The sequence below is a fragment of the Mycobacterium sp. Root265 genome (assembly GCF_001428895.1).
Lineage (GTDB): Bacteria > Actinomycetota > Actinomycetes > Mycobacteriales > Mycobacteriaceae > Mycobacterium.
Genome location: NZ_LMJA01000003.1, coordinates 137,257 through 154,128, shown reverse-complemented (window position 1 = coordinate 154,128; position 16,872 = coordinate 137,257). Strand labels below are relative to the sequence as shown.

Genomic DNA, 16,872 nt, shown 5'->3' with positions numbered 1-16,872 from the left:
TTTATCGCGTGCGCAGTATCGGCGAATAGCGTCGGTATCCGTCGCGGACCGTGACGCGGTCGGCGCTCACGGTGTGCAGGTCGGTCCACAGTGTCAGGAAGGTGCCCCGGTGCCGCCAACGCAGTAGTGCTGCCAGTGCGGCCGGGCGGCGGACTTCGGAACGTTCGTAGCCCAGATACGACGAGCCGGTCCGCGGGCTGACGACGAGTCCGAACACCGACGGGGGACCGGGGTGGTGGTCCATGGCGCCGGGGACGGCCAGGCGCACATCGGTGACGGTGCCCAATCGGCGCCCGGCGGCATCGCGCACATCGACCCCCAGCAGATCACTCAGCTGCATGCTTGCCTCCGGGGATGCGACTGATGATCCGGTCGCGGAGCCAGTGCTCGACCCACAGACCGCCGCGAGTGTCCGCACCGGGCCGCAGATGCACCGACGTGCCGATCCGGTCGACGAGATCCCACCGCATCTCCTGGAGATGTTCCCGGGGTTGTCTTCCGCCGAAGATCCGGGTGAACAGCATCTGCCCGGTGAGGATGGCCGTGACGGTCGGCGGTGCGTCGCCGCCGTGGGCATCCTCGATCTCCAGATCGTCGACGATGCCGACCGGCTCGCCGTCGGCGTCGACGAGCTGGCGGTCCAGCAGGTGTAGCCGGGCGTCGATCAGCTGGGCGCCCGCGGGTTGCGGGGCGTCGGGTAAGTCGTTGTCGACGTGTGTCATTGACCGGCTCCCGTGACGATCATGAGCGGAATGGCGGCCAGCGAAGCCGCCAGGATGATGACGAGATAGACCGACGCCAGCGCATTGGTGATGCGGCCGTTGACGTGCTCACCCATATAGCCCGGATCGTTGGCGACGATCAGGATGGGCAGATAGGTCAGTGGCAGCGCGATCGCAGAGAACACGACGGAGTACTCGGTGACCAGGATCGGGTCGATACCGGTGAACAGGACGGCGCTGCAGACGCAGATCGCGACCAGCATCACGGTGTGGAACCGGGCGGCCTCGGCGGGGCGGCGGAACTTGCCCCATGCCCAGCCGAAGTACTGCGCCAGGGTGTAGCCCGAGGACAGGGTGGTCTCCAGCGCGGCACCGAATGTCGCTGCGACGATGCCGATGATGACGAAGGCCAGCGCGAGTTTGCCGCCGGCCTCCACCACCGGCATGGTGATCTGCGACAGCGATGTCACGGTGATCTGGGCCGGCATCAGCACGATCGTCGCGCACGCCGCGATCGCGATGGACAGCAGTCCGCCCAGTGGGAAACCCACCAGCACATTGACCCGGGACTTGCCGAGATCCTTGACCGTCCAACGCTCCTCGATGGCCCCGGAGGAGAAGAAGAACACTTCGTAGGGCGTCATGGCCGCGCCGAACAGCGCGATCGCGAAATACCAGTACGTCGCCGCCGACTCGTTCTCCGGGATGACCGGGGTGAACGCCTGATCGGACAGATCGGACCAGTTGGGGTGCAGCAGGAACACGCAGACGGCGAAGACGATCAGGCTGAGGCCCAGCACGCCGGTCACGTTCTCCATCACCGAGAATTTCACCCGCCAGATCACGATCCAGATGGCAGCGGCGGCCACCGGAATCCACAGCAGCGGACCGACATCGGTGGCCAGCTGCAATGCCAGCGCAACACCACCGATCTCAGCGGTGACGGTCATCAGGTTGATGAAGAAGGAGGCGCCGAGATTGGCCGCGGCGACCCGCGGGCCCAGACGTTCACGGATGATCTCGAACGTCGCGTGTCCGCTGACGGCCGCGACGCGCCCGGCCATCTGGGCGTAGAGGCAGATCCCGATGACGCCGACGGGGACCACCCAGGCCAGCGCGAGACCGAAGCGCGATCCCACCACGGCGTTGGTCACCAGATCGCCGATGTCGAGGAACCCACCGATCGCGGTGAGCACCCCCAGGGCGACGGCGAACAGCTTCTTCATCAGCGGTAGTCGCGTTCCAGGGTGTCGGCGGCGCGCAGCAGCGCCACCCGCAGTTCGGCGGTTTCGGCGCCACCCGCCTGTCGCACCGCGGCATTCGACTCATTGAGGGTGGCGATGATGTCGGTCATCGTCTGAATGAGCAGCGTCTGGCGGGCCACATCGTGTGGGTCTTCGGCCCGCAGGACGGCGATCCCCTCGTAGCCCTTGGCCACCTCGTCGCGGGCGTCGGAGAGTTGCACGCTCGCCAACTGCCCGGTGGACCGTCCGCGCTGCCACAGATCGATGGCCACCGCCCCGGACCGCGCGCCCGACAGGGTCTCCTCCATGGCACTGGCCAGTTGACCGGGCATGCCGTCGCGATTGGCCGGGCAACTGGTGAGGGCGAACAGCAGGACCCCCACGAGCACCAGGGGGAGCAGTGCGAGGCGCGCCAGTCTGTGCGACATCGTCAGCGCCGATCCGTCGCGTCCGACATCACCGATCTCCTCGCGCGTGAGTTCCGGTCGCCCGGCGAGACGGGCAGCGTTGTTCAGCTGTGGTGCGGCCAGAGATTACCCCGTGGTGCCGGGCACAAACGTGCTGACAGCGTCTACGGAGTGAAGTCGGCGGGCAGCTCGATGTCGGAGATCGCGATGTTCTCCTCGAGGTGGGCCACCGACGAGGTACCCGGGATCAGCAGCACGTTGGGCGCGACCGACAGGGTCCAGGCCAGCGCAATCTGTGCCGGCGTACGGCCGAGGTCGGCGGCGGCCTGCTTGACGGCGGCGTTGCCCAACACCGGATTGTCGGCGTTGAAACCCGAACCCAGCGGGAAGAACGGGACGAAGGAGATGCCGCGCTCGGTACAGAGGTCGAGTACGGGTTGCGATGACCGGTCGACGAGATTGTAGGCGTTCTGCACCGTGACGATCTCGGTGCGGTCCAGCGCAATTCGCAGGTGATCGATCGAGACGCTGGACAGTCCGATGCCCGCGATGAGGCCCTCGTCGCGGGCGGCGATCATGGCCGTCAGCTGGCGGTCGAACAACTCGTGGTCGACCGCGCCGACACTGTTCGGGTCGCCGGAGTGGATGCGGAGGTTCACCGCGGCGAGTCGGTCGGTGCCCAGCGTCGCCAAGTTCTCTTCGATATCGGCGCGCAGCTCGTCGGGTTGCTGTGCGGCGATCCACTCGCCCCCGTCGTTGCGACGTGCGCCGACCTTGCTGACCAGGGCCAGGTTCTCGGGGTAGGGATGAAGCGCTTCGCGGATGAGTTCGTTGGACACCTTGGGCCCGTAGAACTGCGCGGTGTCGATGTGGTCGACACCCAGTGCCACGGCCCGCTTGAGGACAGCGATGGCCTGATCGTGATCGCGGGGTGGCCCGAAGACGCCGGGGCCGGGCAACTGCATGGCGCCGAAGCCCACTCGACGCACCGTGAACGGACCCAGCGGAAAGGTTGTCGTCATTTCTCCAACTACCTCGCCTTTGTCGTGGATATTCCCCGGGACTCGTTCCGGGCCTGACGCCGACGATAGCCCGTCAGAAGATACCGCTGTACGCGTTCAGTGCCGGTTGGCCACCGAGGTGTGCGTAGAGCACCGTCGATGTGGGCGCGATCTGCCCGGACCCGACCAAGTCGATCAGACCGGCCATCGACTTGCCTTCATAGACCGGATCGAGGATGACGCCTTCGAGTCGGCCGGTCAGGGTGATCGCATCGATCGTGGACTGCACCGGTATGCCGTAGAGGTCGCCGGCCCACCCCCCGAGAACGGTGATCTCGTCATCCCGGAGGTCGCGGCCGAGCCCGATGAGCTCAGCGGTGTTTCGTGCGATGCGTTCGACCTGGGCCCGCGTCTTGTCCAGGGTGGCCGACGCATCGATGCCGATGACGCGCCGCGGCCGATCCTGTCCGGCGAAACCCGCGATCATTCCGGCGTGTGTCGAACCCGTGACCGTGCAGACCACGATGGTGTCGAAGAATATCCCGAGCTCTTTCTCCTGCTGCTGCACTTCATAGGCCCAATTGGCGAAACCGAGTCCACCCAGGCGGTGATCGGATGCGCCTGCGGGGATGGGGTACGGAGTTCCACCGGCCCGCTCGACGTCCTCGATGGCTTTTCGCCAGCTGTCTTTGAATTCGATCCCGAAGCCGGAGGGATCGAGCCGGACATCTGCACCCATGATGCGCGACAGCAGGATGTTTCCGACCTTGTCGTTGACGGCATCGGGCCAGTCGACCCACTTTTCCTGCACCAGTACGGCTTTCATGCCCACGCTGGCAGCGATGGCAGCAACCTGGCGTGTGTGGTTGGACTGGACTCCTCCGATCGAGACCAGCGTATCGGCACCCTGATCGAGCGCCTCGGGGATGAAGTACTCCAGCTTGCGAGTCTTGTTGCCGCCGTACGCCAGTCCGGAGTTGACGTCCTCACGCTTGGCCCAGATCTCCGGCCCGCCGAGGTATTGGCTCAGGCGCCGCAGCGGATGGACCGGGCTCGGCCCGAATGTCAACGGGTAGCGCTTGAAGTCTTCGATGGCCATAGGGGCGTCTCCTGAGAACTCTGGACATGACCGCAGCCTAGCTGCGACATGCAATATATCGCAGCCGCGGAACCGCGGCAGTCCGAGGGTGGTCGGCCGCTCGACCGCTCTCACGAAGGGCATCTGCGCGATGATGATCGGGGTTCAGGCCATCGTGGGCTGTGGTTAGCTCGTCTGGTGTCTGAGGCCAGCCGCACCACCGCCGAATTGATCGTCGAATGCCTGGAGAACGAGGGCGTCACCCATGTGTTCGGCATCCCCGGCGAAGAGAACATCCTGCTGATCGAGGCGCTGTCGCGGTCATCGATCGAGTACGTCCTCACCCGTCATGAACAGGGTGCGTCGTTCATGGCCGAGGTCTACGGGCGCCTGACGGGCAAGGCCGGGGTGTGCTCGGCGACACTGGGGCCCGGCGCGATCAACCTGCTGCTCGGCGTTGCCGATGCCACCACGAATTCCACTCCCGTGCTGGCGCTTTCAGCACAGGTCGGTATGCGGCGCAGCTACAAGGAGTCCCACCAGAGCGTGGACCTGGTGTCGATGTTCGCACCCGTCACCAAATGGTCGGCTCTCGTTGCCACGCCGGGCTCGGTACCGGAGATGGTCCGCAAGGCGTTCAAGCTCGCGCAGACCGAGCGTCCCGGTGCGGTGTACCTCGCGGTGCCCGAAGATGTCGAGGACGCCGCAGCGCCCGCGGGCGCCAATCCGCTGCGCGTCAACGTGCCGCGCCCCGATGACCCGTCGCAGGCGCAGATCGCCCGTGCCGCGGCGATCTTGAACTCGGCGCGCAATCCGGTGCTGCTCGCCGGCCACGGCGCGGTGCGCGGCGATGCGTCCGCTGCGGTGCGACGGTTCGCCGAGACGCTCGGAATGCCCGTCGCCACCACGTTTCACGGCAAGGGTGTGATCTCCGATGATCACCCGTTGGCCCTCGGTGCGGTCGGTTTCATGCGCCACGACTACGTCAACTTCGGTTTCGACCAGGCCGACGTCATCGTCGCGGCCGGCTACGAACTACAGGAATTCGATCCGGTCCGTATCAACCCGCGCGGGGACACCAAGATCATTCACGTGCACCGGTTTCCGGCCGAAGTCGACGTCCACTATGACGTGGCCGTGGGCTTGCACGCCGATATCGGGCAGTGCCTGGACGCCCTGGCCGCAGCGGTGGACCGCGATCAGGGGTATTCGTCGGGGCATGAACGCATCCGCGGCTTGCTTGCCGAGGAACTCGACCGTGGCCGCGCCGTCGACAGCTTCCCGTTGACGCCCGCGCGCATCGTCGCCGACACCCGCACCGCCCTGGCGCGCGAGGACATCGCGCTGGTGGACACCGGTGCGCTGAAGATGTGGATGGCGCGGCTCTATCCCACCTATGAGCCGAACACCTGCCTGATCTCCAACGGGCTCTCGACGATGGGATGGACGCTGCCCGGCGCGATCGCCGCCAAGATCGCCCGCCCGTCGTCCAAGATCCTTGTCGCCACCGGTGACGGGTCGTTCCTGATGAACTCCCAGGAGATCGAGACGGCGCTTCGCGTCGGCACACCGATGGTGATTCTGATCTGGGTGGACGACGCCTATGGGTTGATCAGCTGGAAGATGGACCTCGAAATCGGGCACAACGTCGACACCAGGTTCGGCAATCCCGACTTCGTGACCTACGCAGAGAGTTTCGGCGCCAGCGGGTACCGCATCACCTCGGCCGGCGAGTTGTTGCCCACCCTGCGCCAGGCGTTGTCGGCGGATACCGTCAGCGTGATCGCCTGCCCGGTGGACTACTCCGCGAACAGCGCGCTGATCGCCGCATTGGGTGAGCTGGACGAATCCTGGTCGTGAACCGTCGGTGCGACAAGCTATTTCGCCAGCGTGAACTGACCCACGTCGATCAACCCGCTGCGAAACAGGGGCGGGCAGCCCACCAGGTACTTCATGTAGCGGTCGTAGACCTCCTGGGACTGCAGGGCGATGGCCTCATCCTTGTGTGCCTCCAGCGCCGCCGACCAGTAGTCGAGCGTCGTGGGGTAGTGGGGCTGCAGCGACTGGTACCGGGTCACGGTGAATCCGGGTTTCACCGCATGTGCGTCGACCATCCGCACCGACGGCAACCGGCCGCCGGGGAAGATCTCGGTGATCATGAACTTGCAGAACCGGGCCATGTCGAAGGTCAGCGGTATGCCCAGAGCCAGCACGTCGTCGGGATGCAGTCCGAGGATGGTGTGCAGCAGCATGATGCCGTCGTCGGGCATCGCCTGGTAGGCGAAGGTGAAGAAATCGTCGTAGCGGTCGAAACCGAAATGCTCGAAGGCGCCGATCGACACGATCCGGTCGACCGGCTCGTCGAACTGTTCCCAGCCGCGTAGCTCCACCCGCTTGGAGCGCGGGCTGTCCGATGCCGCGAACAACCGCTCGACGTGGGCCTGCTGATTCGCGCTGAGCGTCAGCCCGATCACGTTGACGTCGTAGCGCTCCAGCGCGCGGTTCAGCGTCGAGCCCCAGCCGCAGCCGACATCGAGCAGTGTCATGCCCGGTTGCAGGTCCAGTTTGCCCAGCGCCAGGTCGATCTTGGCGGTCTGTGCCTCTTCCAGCGTCATATCGTCACGCTCGAAGTACGCGCAGCTGTAGGTCTGCGTCGGGTCGAGGAACAGCCGGAAGAAGTCGTCGGACAGGTCGTAGTGCGCTTGGACGTCTTCGAAATGTGGTTTGAGATGCTTGGGCATTGGCGTAAGAGCCTTCCTGAAGAGCACCGCGGCGCTCACAAATGTCCCCCGACCGGTGAGCTACCCGGTTCTCTCCGATACTGACGCTAGCCGTTTCGGGTGGCATTCGATACCCGTGTCAATTTCGCCACCACGGCCGATCTCCCGGTCTAGCGTCGGAAGCACACCCAGATGTAAGGAGACCGACATGCCTCGACCCAATCATCCAGACAGTGATCATGGCCGCCACGACCGCGACCGTGACGGGATACGGCCGATGTCCAATGACGGCTGTAGATGTCATTGCGGCACATGTAAGGGCGGTTCGCATTGCAGCAACGTGGCTGCTGGTTGCACGATTCGGTGACCCCGGCCAGAGCCACGAGAGGATATCCTGAGCGCTAATCGACGGCTGCGCTGACGGCAGGCTCGCGTGGCCGGTGAGCTCAGGTGGGCCGGTTCACAGAAGCGCCGACAGGGGAGAGGGTTGCCGGAGTATTCGAGCAGTTTCGCCGTTTTCGGGGGCCTCATCCGCGCGTGGTGGAACGAGCCCGTCGCCTACGCAAACCAGGTGCAGTACTTCACCAAGCGCTCGATGGCCAAGACGATCCAGGTGGCGATCGGCATCGGCACCGGGCTCGACGGCATTGCCTCACTGGTGTTACTGCAGCCGTTCGCGAGTAACTCTGTTGCCGGCGTGGCAATGGCGATGTTCGCCGTCCTGCAGATCGCGTGGGGTCTGGCGTGGTGCTTTCTGCCCTGGCCGTCGCGCTCGTTGTCACTGGCATTCGTCGCGTCCGCCGACGTCGCCATCGCGGCGGTCGTGCTGCTGGACGGGAGCTGGTTGTTCGCTCTGTTCGGTTGGTACTTCTTCACCATGATGTCGGTGTACGTGATGTTCTTCGATGGTCCTAAAGTTGCTGTGGGACACGCAGTATGGGTGATTCTGACGACGTGCCTGTTCGTCGCGGGCGCCAGTCCGGCAGCGCTCGACAAGGCCGAACTGGCGGTGTTGGCACTGGTGTGGGTGGTGCCCATGGTTGCGGCGCCATTGGGCATCCAGTGTGGCATCTGGGCCATGCGGAACGACGCCTATGAGGCGGTCACCGACCCGTTGACCGGGCTGCTGAACCGGCGCGGGCTGCACCTGCACATCGGGGACCTCCTGCGCGACAACATCACCGCCGATGCCGAGGTGGACGTGATGGTCATCGATCTGGACCGGTTCAAGGACGTCAACGATGCCTTCGGTCACCCGGTCGGCGACAAGGTCCTCGTCCGCACTGCGCGAAGAATCAAGGCCGCCGTTCGTGGTAGCGCATTGGTGGCCCGAGTCGGCGGTGAGGAATTCGTGGTGATCGATCTGGCCGATTCCGGTCAGACGGAGCGTGACTCGGATCGGGTGCGTGACGCGATCGCGGCCCCGGCGGATCCCGTCATCACGGCCAGTGTCGGTGTCACCAGCGTTGCCATCACGGACTTCGCGGCGCCGGGACTGGATTCCCTGACGGTGCTCGACACCATCATCGAGCGGGCCGACAGCGCAATGTTCGACGCCAAACGCGACGGCGGTAACGCGACGATCCGCATCCGGCCGTGAAGGCGGGCACGCAGGAAGCACCCCCCACGGCGCCGGGGTCACCGACGCCATCGGCAACCCGCACGGCTGTCAGGAGGCCCTGACCAACTCCACGACCGGGATGATGCGCTCGGTCTTGCGTTGGTACTCGCCGAATTGCGGCTCGACGGCGACCTGTTTGGCGTAGACGCCGTCACGTTCGTCGCCGTCGAGCACGCGTGCCGTCGCCGCGAAGGTGTCGGTGCCGAGTTCGACGGTGATCTCGGGATGCGCGACCAGGTTGCGGTACCAGTCGGGATGGGTGTCGGCCCCGCCCTTGCTGGCGAAGATGTAGATCCGGCCGTCGTCCAGCAGTGGCACCAGCGGCGCGATGCGCGCGGTCCCGGACTTGGCGCCGGTGTGGTGCACCAGGACGAGCGGCTTGCCTTCGAACACGCCGCCCGCTTTACCTCCGGTTTCCCGGAATTCGGTGATCACGGCGGCGTTCATCTGGTCGAACTCGTTCTTTTCCATGCAGTCAACGGTAGTACGCGCTCAGCGCACCGTCCGTCTGGCCGAGGCGAACAGGTTGACCCCGGTGGCCTCGCGGCGGATCTCCACGGCGCTGGTTGCGAACTCGGACTGCGCGAACAGATTCACCAGATCCTGGGGTGACCGGTGGATCAGCCTCCAGTCCAGGAGGTGATCCATGAACGCCTTGTCCGGGTTGTCGATGTCGAAGTTCCCGACCACCGCGGTTCCCCCGAGGCGTAAGCCGCGGAAAATCCAGTCGAGCAACTTGATCACCAGGTGATCGGGCAGGTAGTCGATGAGACCGATCGAATAGATGAGATCCTGACCGCGCAGAGCCAGGGTCTCGCGTCCCAGAGCCAGTTTGACCGCGTTGGCCCGCACGAACGAAACCCGTTCCTGCGCGCCGATATCGACCGCGATGCGCTGCGCGTAGTCCAGGGCCTGATCATCGATGTCCAGGCAGGTCACCACGATGTCCGGGTGCTCGGGTTCGGTGAAGATGTCGAAGATCTCCCGGGCAGGCCCGCAGGCCAGGCTGGTGATCCGCGCTGGTCTGTCGTCGCAGACCTGCTGTGCGGTGTCGATGATCAACTCGCGCAACAGCTGTCGACGGTTCTTGACTGCCCGCGAGGCGGCGATGTCGAGAAACCACCGGTCGATGAAGGGACCGAGCCTGCGCACCCCGTCCGGTTCGTCGTCATACACCATCTGCAGGGTCAGATAGTCCCCGGCGTAGCCCCGAGGTTTGGTGTAGGAACGATCGACCAGGGTGCTCAGCCCCAGGTATGGATACGTTTCCTCGTGCACGAACGCACCCAGCTCATTGGCATCCGGTGCGCCTCCGCGCAGGTGCACCCGCATCTGATCGGACAGCGCCTCGCAGGCGGCATCGACTCTGGCCTGCACCGCTTTGTGTGCCAGATGGCCATCGATGATCAGTCTGTCGGTGGCTCTCATCGCGGTCTTGAATCGCGCTGCGGCGACGGCGAGTGGATGTGTCGTTGCCACAGGCGAAGTTGCGTCTGTCATGGTCACAGCGCAATTCTCGTGCGTGGCGGCGCCGGTGCCATGAGTAGAGCGCTACCTGTTTCGACGCCTTCGGCTATGGCCCGGCGTTCAGCGTCAGCACCGAGATGTCCGGCGGTGCGCCGACCCGCACCGGCGGCCCCCAGAACCCGGCCCCGCGGGACACGTACAACTGGGTGTCCTGGTGCGTCGACAATCCGGCCAGCGACGGCTGCACCGCCTCCACGACGTACTGGAACGGCCAGGTCTGGCCACCGTGGGTGTGTCCGGACAGCTGCAGATCCACCCCGCGGGCCGCGGCTTCCTCGACCATGACCGGCTGGTGGGCCAGCAGCACCGTCGGGCGCGACGGATCCACTCCGGCCAGCGCACGGTCGTAATCCGGTGGGTCCCCGCGTTCCTCACCGGCCAGGTCGTTCACCCCGGCCAGATCGAACGACGCACCGCCACGCCGGATCGCGGTGTTTTCATTGCGCAGCGGCGATACCCCCAACCGCTCCAGCTCACGCAACCACGGCACGGTGTCCTCGACGAAATATTCGTGGTTACCGGTGACGAAAAAGGATCCTTCGCGAGACACCAAGTCCTGCAGAGGCTCTGCGGCATGGCCGAGCTTCTCCACGGTGCCGTCGACCAGGTCGCCGACGATGGCCACCAGATCGGCATCGGCCTCGTTGATCATCCGGACGATCCGCTCGGTGTGCCGCCGCCCGAGCAGGGGACCCAGATGGATATCGGAGACCACCGCGATCCGGAACCCGTTGAACGCCGGGTCCAGGCGGCGGAGCCGGATCGGCACCTGCAGGACGTTGGGCGGACCGAGCGCCGTGGCGGCGCCGTAGCCGACCAGCCCTGAGGCCGCGACACCCGCAGCGACCGCACTCGTGCGCGCCAGGAACACCCGCCGGTTCACTCCCGCCGCGGCGGTCGGCTCGTCCGTTGTCGCGGACGGTTCGTCGGTCACGACCGACTCGGGCGGCCTGCCGCGCTTCACCCAGCCGTGCAACAGCAACCGCACCGGCTCCAGAACCAGCAGGGCCAGCAGCAGGTATCCGACCAGTGCGAACCAGATATAGCCCGGCCAGGCGAACCAGGCGGACTCGTCGATCCCCGTGAACCGCGGCACCATCAGCGTCATCACCAGCAGTGCGGCCAGCGCCAGGAACACCGCCGTCAGGACCCAGCGGGTACGGCCCGGGCCAGTGGTGTCCTTGATCACCCGTTTCCACACGTACAGGTGTGCCAGCCCGAGAACCGAGCTCAAAATAATGATGAACATGCAGGCGATCAGCCTCGCGCCCGGACCAGACTCATCTCAAAAGCCTAGCCAAGGGTCACCCGCAGCCAGGCCGCTGTGACCACGTTCACCAGCGATTCCATAAAGGGCGGTGCTGCATGGCATGATTCGCCCGCGCACCGGGTACATGGGTGCGGACGGCGAAAGGAACTCCGATGGCTGGTGCCGCTGCTTTGAGTGGACGCACGGTGGGTACCTGCCCGGGATGCGGTTACCCGGTGATGGGCCCGCATCCGTGCGCGGCATGCGCGCCCCTGATGGCGGCTGCACAGGGCGTCGCTGCACCGGACGGCCCTGTCGTCGCCGCCTGAGGGCATCGCCGCCGGTATTTCGCCTATTCTGCAAGCCATTTCGTGGTGAGAGCTACCGGCGCCCAGTCCGGCCACGAGGGCGTGCCAACCTCGAACCCGGCGTTCAGCTGGGCCACGATGCGCGGCCCGTGCCGGGCGCTGTTGTCGTAGAAGCTGGTGGCCTCGGCGCGCAGCGCGGCGATGGCGACCAGGTCCCAGAGCCGCCGGTAGCGTTGCCGGATCTTGTCCTCGGGCACCTGGTGGCCACCGGCCCGCACCCGGAACCGCACCCGCTCGACGGCCAGCTCCTCGGGGATCAGCACCACGTGCAGCACCACCGTGTAGCCGGCGATGTGCGCGGCGTCGATCAGATCGAGTTTGGACGGATGCGAGAACACCGTCTCGGCGATGAATGACTCACCGAGTTCGATCAGCTTGGCCCTGGTGTCAGCGGCGATGCGGGCAGCCTCGTAGGCATGCTCGACCGCGGCGCCGGGCCAGCGGTGCTTGGCGATCTCATCGGCGTTGACCACCGGGCTGCCGGGAAGCAGTGGCGCCAGCGTCAACTCGATGAAGGTGGACTTGCCGGCACCGTTGCAGCCGACGACGAGGTCGAGGCGTTTCACCTGTGCGGGTGCAGCACCGACGAACTACCGTCAGGGCGGTGCTCGACGATCTGGCCGGAATCGTCCAGCGCGACGGTGGTGATCCCACGTGCTGCCAACAGGGCCCCGTAGTCGGTGCCGGTCAGGTTCTCCTCGATGGCCGCCGAGATCTCGGCGTTGAACACGACGCCTTCCTCGGCGCTCAGCTCGGACAGTTCCACCCCGCCCGCCAAAGCGGCCTCCACCTTGCGGCGCGCGGCGCTGTGCTGACCCGACACCGAGCGCCCGATCCGGGCCCAGTGATCGAGTTGCTGTTTGGCCGAACGGCTCTGCCTAGCGCCCTCGGCGGCTGCACTGTCCATGAGATCAGCGGCGACCCTGGTCACGCGATCAGCGGCATTGGCCATGACGATCCCCTTCGCTCGTAGCAGTCTGCTACAAGTGTAGCAATATGCTACGGCCGGCTACTGTGGGTGGGCCGCCAGGTACTCCGCCACCGGGATGGTGCTGTTCTGTGCATACCCGATGGGCAGCAGCACGTCGCCGGCCGTCGTCCGGTAATACACCTCCCAGTCGTGGTAGCCGGCGAATGCCGCGGGATCGGCGGCCAGCACCGCCGCGTAGTTCTTGACCGCCTGCACGTAGTGGTCGGAGTTGTTGTACCGGTATAGGGCGTGGTCGGGATCGTTGCGGAAACCGTTGGCGGACAGATACCGCCCGGCCGCCATGATGCTGTCCCGCGGCGCGTGGATGTCACCGCCGGCGCCGTAGGCGGCGAACGTCGAGGGCAGGAACTGCATCGGTCCCTGCGCGCCGGCGGTGCTGGTCCCTGCGATGCTGCCCAACCGGGTCTCGATCAGATTGACCGCGGCCAGGTAGTTCCAGCCGACCCCGGAGGCGGCCTCGGACTCGCGGTAGTGGGCCAGCAGTTCCTCGGCCGGACGCGGGGCCTCGATGCGCCATGCGGGCACAGTGTCCTTGGCTTCGCCGGTCAGCAGCGCGTCCAGGTGCCTGCGCGCCGCGATGTTCAGGTCGTAGGCCGTCAGCAACGGCGCCGGGATTCTGGGGCGGACCACGCCGTCCCACTCCGGGTGTCTGCCGATGGCGCGGTAGGCCGCCTGCTGACGTCGAGCGGCCGCGCGGCGAACCTCGGGCGCGGACGACGGATTCCGTAGCGTCTGCTCGTCGGTGACCAGGTCGTCGGCCACCTGCGCGGGCTCTTCCGCCAGTCGGGGCTGGGCGGGCACGGGTGTCTGCGGTGGCGGTGGTGTCGTTGGCGCCGTGCTGGTTTCGGTGGCCGTCGGGGGAGTCGAGGATGTGTGCGGTGTGGCCGGGGAGGACGTGTCCGCACACCCCGAGAGCGCGATGAGCATTACGAAGGCCGCAGCGAACCGGGCGGCGAGGCCGCGAACGGGCGTCGGGCCAACTCGTGCATTCGTGTCCATCAGGCGGTGTCCGGGCGGTAATTTGCGGTACAGATTCGGCGAGCAGCGTGTGACAGCGATGTGGCGACGATAGCAACGCCGCGAAGCGAATCGATCGCAACCGCGCCAACCCGGTGCGCGGACGTCGGAAGGAACTCCATGGGTTACGCCAAGCACATCGGTCGTGTCGGCGCTCTGGCGGTAACCCTGGGAGTGGGTGTCGCGCTGGCCTCGGCACCGACCGCGTTCGCGGAGACGGGCGACTCGTCCTCGTCGTCTTCGTCCTCTTCGTCGTCGTCGTCGTCGAGTTCGAACAGCTCGTCCAGTTCGTCGTCGTCATCGGACTCCAGCGCGTCGAGCACAGGGAGCAGCACGTCGTCGGAATCGAATGCCTCGAGCACCGGCGAGACGAAGACCACCAAGACCACCAGGACCACCCGATCGGCCGCCGGCTCCGACACGGTGAGCGTGCCGCTGTCCGACCGCACGTCCCCTGTGCGCGCGACCACCGCCCGCACCGCCAAGACCAGCCCGCTGTCGGCCGGTGCGCCGCGGGCGGCCGAGCCCGCGGTCACGCTCGTCACCATCCCGGTGAACCCGGCGGCCCCACTGGTGAATCCGCAGCCGGGAACCCCGCCGGTGGAGGCGCCCGCCGCGTTGGCGGCGCTGGCCGCAGTGCGCGACGAGCTGGAACGCAACACCTTGCGCCGCAACGCCACCAGCGGACCGCAGGTCGGCATCGCGGCGGTGGACACCCCGAATGTGTTGGTCATCGGCGTGGACGGCACCAACCTCAGCCGGGTGCTCGCAGACCCGGCCAACGTCAACTTCTTCAACCTGATCAAGACGAGCTCGACCGCTCCGACGAGCATCGTCGGGCACACCACCATCTCCAACCCGTCCTGGTCGACCATCCTGACCGGCAATTGGGGTGAGAAGACCGGCGTCATCAACAACATCTTCACGCCGTGGACCTACAACCGATGGCCGACGGTGTTCAACCAGCTCGAAGAAGACCACGACGAAGGCATCCAGACCACCGCGGTCGCCAACTGGGACGTGATCGCGGCCATCGCCGCCGCCGGTGGTGACCTGGGCGCAGACCTGGTGCGCTACATCGGGAAACGCGACGACGACCCGAACTGGTTGAAGACCGATGATGCCGTCGGGGACACCACCGAACTGGTCATCGCCGGCTCAGACCCGAACGTCGCGAACTTCGTCTTCAGTTACTTCGTCGGAGTCGACGAGAACGGCCACGCGTACGGCGGGGCTTCCGAGGAATACAAGCTGGCGCTCAACAACTTCGACCGCAACCTCGGTGAGATGATCGCCGCGGTCAACGCCTGGGAGACGGCCAACAACGAGGAGTGGACCATCGTCCTGGTCACCGACCACGGACACCAGCCGCAGCGCGGCCTCGGACACGGCTTCCAATCACCGGACGAGACCGAAACCTTCGTCATCGTCAACGGGCCCGGCTTTGCGCCCGGCGCGATCAACCTGCAGTACGAGATCGTCGACGTGACCCCCACCGTGGTGACGTTGTTCGGCGGCACCCCGCGGGCGACCGATGGCACGTCGATGACCGAACTGAACAACAACGTCTTCCCGGTCACCGACGACGCGCTGCGGGCGGCGCTGCAGGACCTCATCTCGAAGAACGGCTATCCGGACACCATCACCAACGTCGCCCTCGGGGTGCGGACCATCTTCACCTCGATCCCGTACTTCCTGGTCGATATCGTCGACGGGATCGTCGGCGGCATCAAATCGGCTGCTGCACAGAATATTCCGGTCGTAAGCCTACTTGCGGGGCTGGCGGTCGGGCCGGTGCGGTTCCTTGGGGATCTGGGGTACGTGGCGACGAACTTCGTGGCGCAGATCGTGGCCCGGATCACCGGTGTCACGGGAGCCAGCATCTATCCGTTCTGGCCGCCGGCCGCACCGAACTTCCCGTCGTACACGCCGCCGGCACCGCCGTCGATGCTGGGCGGACTTCAGGTGTGCGGGGACCCGGCGCTGGGCGCCTGCGTGGTGCCGTCGATCGCGGTGTGAGCCCGGGGCCTCGAGCCCGTCAGGGCTTCATCGAGCCCAGATAGTACGACTCGCGGCCGGTGGGGTACCCGCCCCCATCGGTCGCGATGTGAATGTGGTCGAAATGGTTCAGCGTTTCCGAGCCGTAGTCCGCGGTCCAGCTCGGTGCGCCGATCCCGGGGTAGAAGCCCTGCCGCCAGATGACATGGATGACCCCCCAGCGCTCGGCGTTGGCCAGGGCGAGCCCGGCGATCTGATTGCCGAGTTCGATACCCTCATCGCTGCTGTGGTTGGGGATCATCACGTCGATCGCCAGCCCGTTGGGATGCCACTTCAGCGCATCCTGGCGGTAGCCGCCGATGGTGGTGATCTCCGGGTACATCATGCTGATCGCACGGGCCACCCAGATGGTCTTGATCTGTAGCCCACCCTCGGGCGCGACACCCTTGTCGAGCGGGAAATCCAGGACCCGGGTGTCCACCGGTGCGCTCACCGCCAGCAGTTCGGCCTCGGTCGGGGCCTGGGCGGCGGCGCTGGTGGGCAGCAGGGGAGCGGCGGGTGCGGCCGAGACCTCGCCGGACGCGGCAGTCTCCGGATTCTGCACGGGGCGAGGCGCCGCGTTCTGGGCGTAGAGCACGCCTCCGGAGATGACGATGGAGCCGGCGATCGCCAACCACCGTCCCCGGTTCGCGGCTAACAGGTTTCTGCCCACGGTGTGCACTTTAAATGCCGAATCGGGTGTGCGGTGTCAATGTCGGCGAACTGTTCTCCCGCGCCGAGCCGCCGCCTCGGGCACCACGGTGCGGGTCGGCGGTTAGCAACCGGGTCGCGTGACTTGCCGTTCGGCGGTCGTCGACCGCACAGCAAAATAGTGCCGATGTCAAGGGTTCTGTCCATGGAACCCCGTATTCCTGGGAAAAGAACCGACA

The 16,872-nt window shown here is 66.1% G+C and carries 19 protein-coding genes; 4 read left to right on the top strand and 15 right to left on the bottom strand.

Annotation, left to right across the window (positions count from 1 at the left end; genetic code table 11):
- Window position 1: 1 nt before the first annotated feature.
- The 6 genes from ASE48_RS06085 to ASE48_RS06060 all read right to left on the bottom strand — a co-directional run bounded on the left by ASE48_RS06085 (window position 2) and on the right by ASE48_RS06060 (window position 4,473).
- Complete coding sequence (locus tag ASE48_RS06085) at window positions 2-340, bottom strand: PRC-barrel domain-containing protein (RefSeq protein WP_057166148.1); 339 nt, start codon at window positions 338-340, stop codon at window positions 2-4.
- A complete protein-coding gene (locus ASE48_RS06080) occupies window positions 327-722 on the bottom strand; it encodes a hypothetical protein (protein WP_057166198.1) in 396 nt (131 codons plus the stop codon). Before ASE48_RS06080 ends, ASE48_RS06085 begins: the two co-directional genes overlap by 14 nt.
- The gene (locus tag ASE48_RS06075) at window positions 719-1,948 is read right to left on the bottom strand and encodes an NRAMP family divalent metal transporter (RefSeq protein ID WP_057166147.1); all 1,230 of its coding nucleotides are present in this window, start codon (window positions 1,946-1,948) and stop codon (window positions 719-721) included. The genes ASE48_RS06080 and ASE48_RS06075 overlap by 4 nt, the downstream gene beginning before the upstream one ends.
- Window positions 1,948-2,394: a hypothetical protein gene (locus ASE48_RS06070; RefSeq protein ID WP_057166146.1), complete on the bottom strand. Its 447-nt coding sequence runs from the start codon at window positions 2,392-2,394 to the stop codon at window positions 1,948-1,950. The genes ASE48_RS06075 and ASE48_RS06070 overlap by 1 nt, the downstream gene beginning before the upstream one ends.
- Window positions 2,395-2,537: 143 nt before the next feature.
- Window positions 2,538-3,395, bottom strand: coding sequence for an oxidoreductase (locus tag ASE48_RS06065; protein WP_057166145.1), 858 nt, complete (start codon window positions 3,393-3,395; stop codon window positions 2,538-2,540).
- Window positions 3,396-3,468: 73 nt separating this feature from the next.
- Entirely contained in the window at window positions 3,469-4,473 is a 1,005-nt protein-coding gene (locus ASE48_RS06060; protein WP_057166144.1) for a 1-aminocyclopropane-1-carboxylate deaminase, read from the bottom strand.
- Window positions 4,474-4,680: 207 nt separating this feature from the next.
- Here ASE48_RS06060 and ASE48_RS06055 point away from each other — a divergent pair, with 207 nt between their 5' ends.
- Complete coding sequence (locus tag ASE48_RS06055) at window positions 4,681-6,312, top strand: acetolactate synthase large subunit (RefSeq protein WP_268766281.1); 1,632 nt, start codon at window positions 4,681-4,683, stop codon at window positions 6,310-6,312.
- 17 nt (window positions 6,313-6,329) lie between these two features.
- Here the strand turns inward: ASE48_RS06055 and ASE48_RS06050 are convergent, their stop codons facing one another.
- Window positions 6,330-7,193 carry a cyclopropane mycolic acid synthase family methyltransferase gene (locus ASE48_RS06050; RefSeq protein ID WP_057166142.1) on the bottom strand — a complete coding sequence of 288 codons (864 nt, stop codon included), beginning with the start codon at window positions 7,191-7,193 and terminating at the stop codon, window positions 6,330-6,332.
- A 466-nt stretch (window positions 7,194-7,659) separates the two neighbouring features.
- Between ASE48_RS06050 and ASE48_RS06045 the strand changes: the two genes are divergently transcribed.
- Entirely contained in the window at window positions 7,660-8,772 is a 1,113-nt protein-coding gene (locus ASE48_RS06045; protein ID WP_057166141.1) for a GGDEF domain-containing protein, read from the top strand.
- A 69-nt stretch (window positions 8,773-8,841) separates the two neighbouring features.
- Here ASE48_RS06045 and ASE48_RS06040 read toward each other — a convergent pair whose 3' ends face one another.
- From ASE48_RS06040 to ASE48_RS06030, 3 genes are all read right to left on the bottom strand, one after another.
- Window positions 8,842-9,264 carry a nitroreductase family deazaflavin-dependent oxidoreductase gene (locus ASE48_RS06040; RefSeq protein WP_057166140.1) on the bottom strand — a complete coding sequence of 141 codons (423 nt, stop codon included), beginning with the start codon at window positions 9,262-9,264 and terminating at the stop codon, window positions 8,842-8,844.
- 21 nt (window positions 9,265-9,285) lie between these two features.
- Window positions 9,286-10,221: a class I SAM-dependent methyltransferase family protein gene (locus ASE48_RS06035; RefSeq protein WP_162264189.1), complete on the bottom strand. Its 936-nt coding sequence runs from the start codon at window positions 10,219-10,221 to the stop codon at window positions 9,286-9,288.
- Between the two features lie 145 nt (window positions 10,222-10,366).
- Window positions 10,367-11,569: a metallophosphoesterase gene (locus tag ASE48_RS06030; protein ID WP_057166138.1), complete on the bottom strand. Its 1,203-nt coding sequence runs from the start codon at window positions 11,567-11,569 to the stop codon at window positions 10,367-10,369.
- A 173-nt stretch (window positions 11,570-11,742) separates the two neighbouring features.
- Here ASE48_RS06030 and ASE48_RS32600 point away from each other — a divergent pair, with 173 nt between their 5' ends.
- Window positions 11,743-11,898: a hypothetical protein gene (locus tag ASE48_RS32600; protein ID WP_156409073.1), complete on the top strand. Its 156-nt coding sequence runs from the start codon at window positions 11,743-11,745 to the stop codon at window positions 11,896-11,898.
- 23 nt (window positions 11,899-11,921) lie between these two features.
- Here the strand turns inward: ASE48_RS32600 and ASE48_RS06025 are convergent, their stop codons facing one another.
- From ASE48_RS06025 to ASE48_RS33355, 4 genes are all read right to left on the bottom strand, one after another.
- The gene (locus ASE48_RS06025; protein WP_057166137.1) at window positions 11,922-12,503 is read right to left on the bottom strand and encodes a zeta toxin family protein; all 582 of its coding nucleotides are present in this window, start codon (window positions 12,501-12,503) and stop codon (window positions 11,922-11,924) included.
- Window positions 12,500-12,889 (bottom strand): TA system antitoxin ParD family protein, encoded by a 390-nt coding sequence (locus tag ASE48_RS06020; RefSeq protein WP_057166136.1) that lies wholly within the window; start codon window positions 12,887-12,889, stop codon window positions 12,500-12,502. The genes ASE48_RS06025 and ASE48_RS06020 overlap by 4 nt, the downstream gene beginning before the upstream one ends.
- A gap of 57 nt (window positions 12,890-12,946) precedes the next feature.
- A complete protein-coding gene (locus ASE48_RS06015) occupies window positions 12,947-13,855 on the bottom strand; it encodes a lytic transglycosylase domain-containing protein (RefSeq protein ID WP_057166135.1) in 909 nt (302 codons plus the stop codon).
- Window positions 13,856-14,070: 215 nt separating this feature from the next.
- On the bottom strand, window positions 14,071-14,415 hold the full coding sequence (locus ASE48_RS33355) for a hypothetical protein (protein ID WP_156409071.1): 345 nt from the start codon (window positions 14,413-14,415) through the stop codon (window positions 14,071-14,073).
- On the opposite strand from ASE48_RS33355, the gene ASE48_RS06010 reads away from it, so the two are divergent.
- Complete coding sequence (locus ASE48_RS06010; RefSeq protein WP_156409070.1) at window positions 14,402-15,964, top strand: alkaline phosphatase family protein; 1,563 nt, start codon at window positions 14,402-14,404, stop codon at window positions 15,962-15,964. The genes ASE48_RS33355 and ASE48_RS06010 overlap by 14 nt on opposite strands.
- A gap of 19 nt (window positions 15,965-15,983) precedes the next feature.
- On the opposite strand, the gene ASE48_RS06005 is transcribed toward ASE48_RS06010, so the two are convergent.
- Window positions 15,984-16,664, bottom strand: coding sequence for a glycoside hydrolase (locus tag ASE48_RS06005; RefSeq protein ID WP_442928699.1), 681 nt, complete (start codon window positions 16,662-16,664; stop codon window positions 15,984-15,986).
- Window positions 16,665-16,872 lie beyond the last annotated feature (208 nt).

Excerpts from the sequence above, each read along its gene's own strand:
- ASE48_RS06085 (WP_057166148.1), bottom strand. The coding sequence starts at position 340 with ATGCAGCTGAGTGATCTGCTGGGGGTCGATGTGCGCGATGCCGCCGGG.
- ASE48_RS06080 (WP_057166198.1), bottom strand. The coding sequence starts at position 722 with ATGACACACGTCGACAACGACTTACCCGACGCCCCGCAACCCGCGGGC.
- ASE48_RS06075 (WP_057166147.1), bottom strand. The coding sequence starts at position 1,948 with ATGAAGAAGCTGTTCGCCGTCGCCCTGGGGGTGCTCACCGCGATCGGT.
- ASE48_RS06070 (WP_057166146.1), bottom strand. The coding sequence starts at position 2,394 with ATGTCGCACAGACTGGCGCGCCTCGCACTGCTCCCCCTGGTGCTCGTG.
- ASE48_RS06065 (WP_057166145.1), bottom strand. The coding sequence starts at position 3,395 with ATGACGACAACCTTTCCGCTGGGTCCGTTCACGGTGCGTCGAGTGGGC.
- ASE48_RS06060 (WP_057166144.1), bottom strand. The coding sequence starts at position 4,473 with ATGGCCATCGAAGACTTCAAGCGCTACCCGTTGACATTCGGGCCGAGC.
- ASE48_RS06050 (WP_057166142.1), bottom strand. The coding sequence starts at position 7,193 with ATGCCCAAGCATCTCAAACCACATTTCGAAGACGTCCAAGCGCACTAC.
- ASE48_RS06040 (WP_057166140.1), bottom strand. The coding sequence starts at position 9,264 with ATGGAAAAGAACGAGTTCGACCAGATGAACGCCGCCGTGATCACCGAA.
- ASE48_RS06035 (WP_162264189.1), bottom strand. The coding sequence starts at position 10,221 with ATGAGAGCCACCGACAGACTGATCATCGATGGCCATCTGGCACACAAA.
- ASE48_RS06030 (WP_057166138.1), bottom strand. The coding sequence starts at position 11,569 with ATGTTCATCATTATTTTGAGCTCGGTTCTCGGGCTGGCACACCTGTAC.
- ASE48_RS32600 (WP_156409073.1), top strand. The coding sequence starts at position 11,743 with ATGGCTGGTGCCGCTGCTTTGAGTGGACGCACGGTGGGTACCTGCCCG.
- ASE48_RS06020 (WP_057166136.1), bottom strand. The coding sequence starts at position 12,889 with ATGGCCAATGCCGCTGATCGCGTGACCAGGGTCGCCGCTGATCTCATG.
- ASE48_RS06015 (WP_057166135.1), bottom strand. The coding sequence starts at position 13,855 with ATGCTCATCGCGCTCTCGGGGTGTGCGGACACGTCCTCCCCGGCCACA.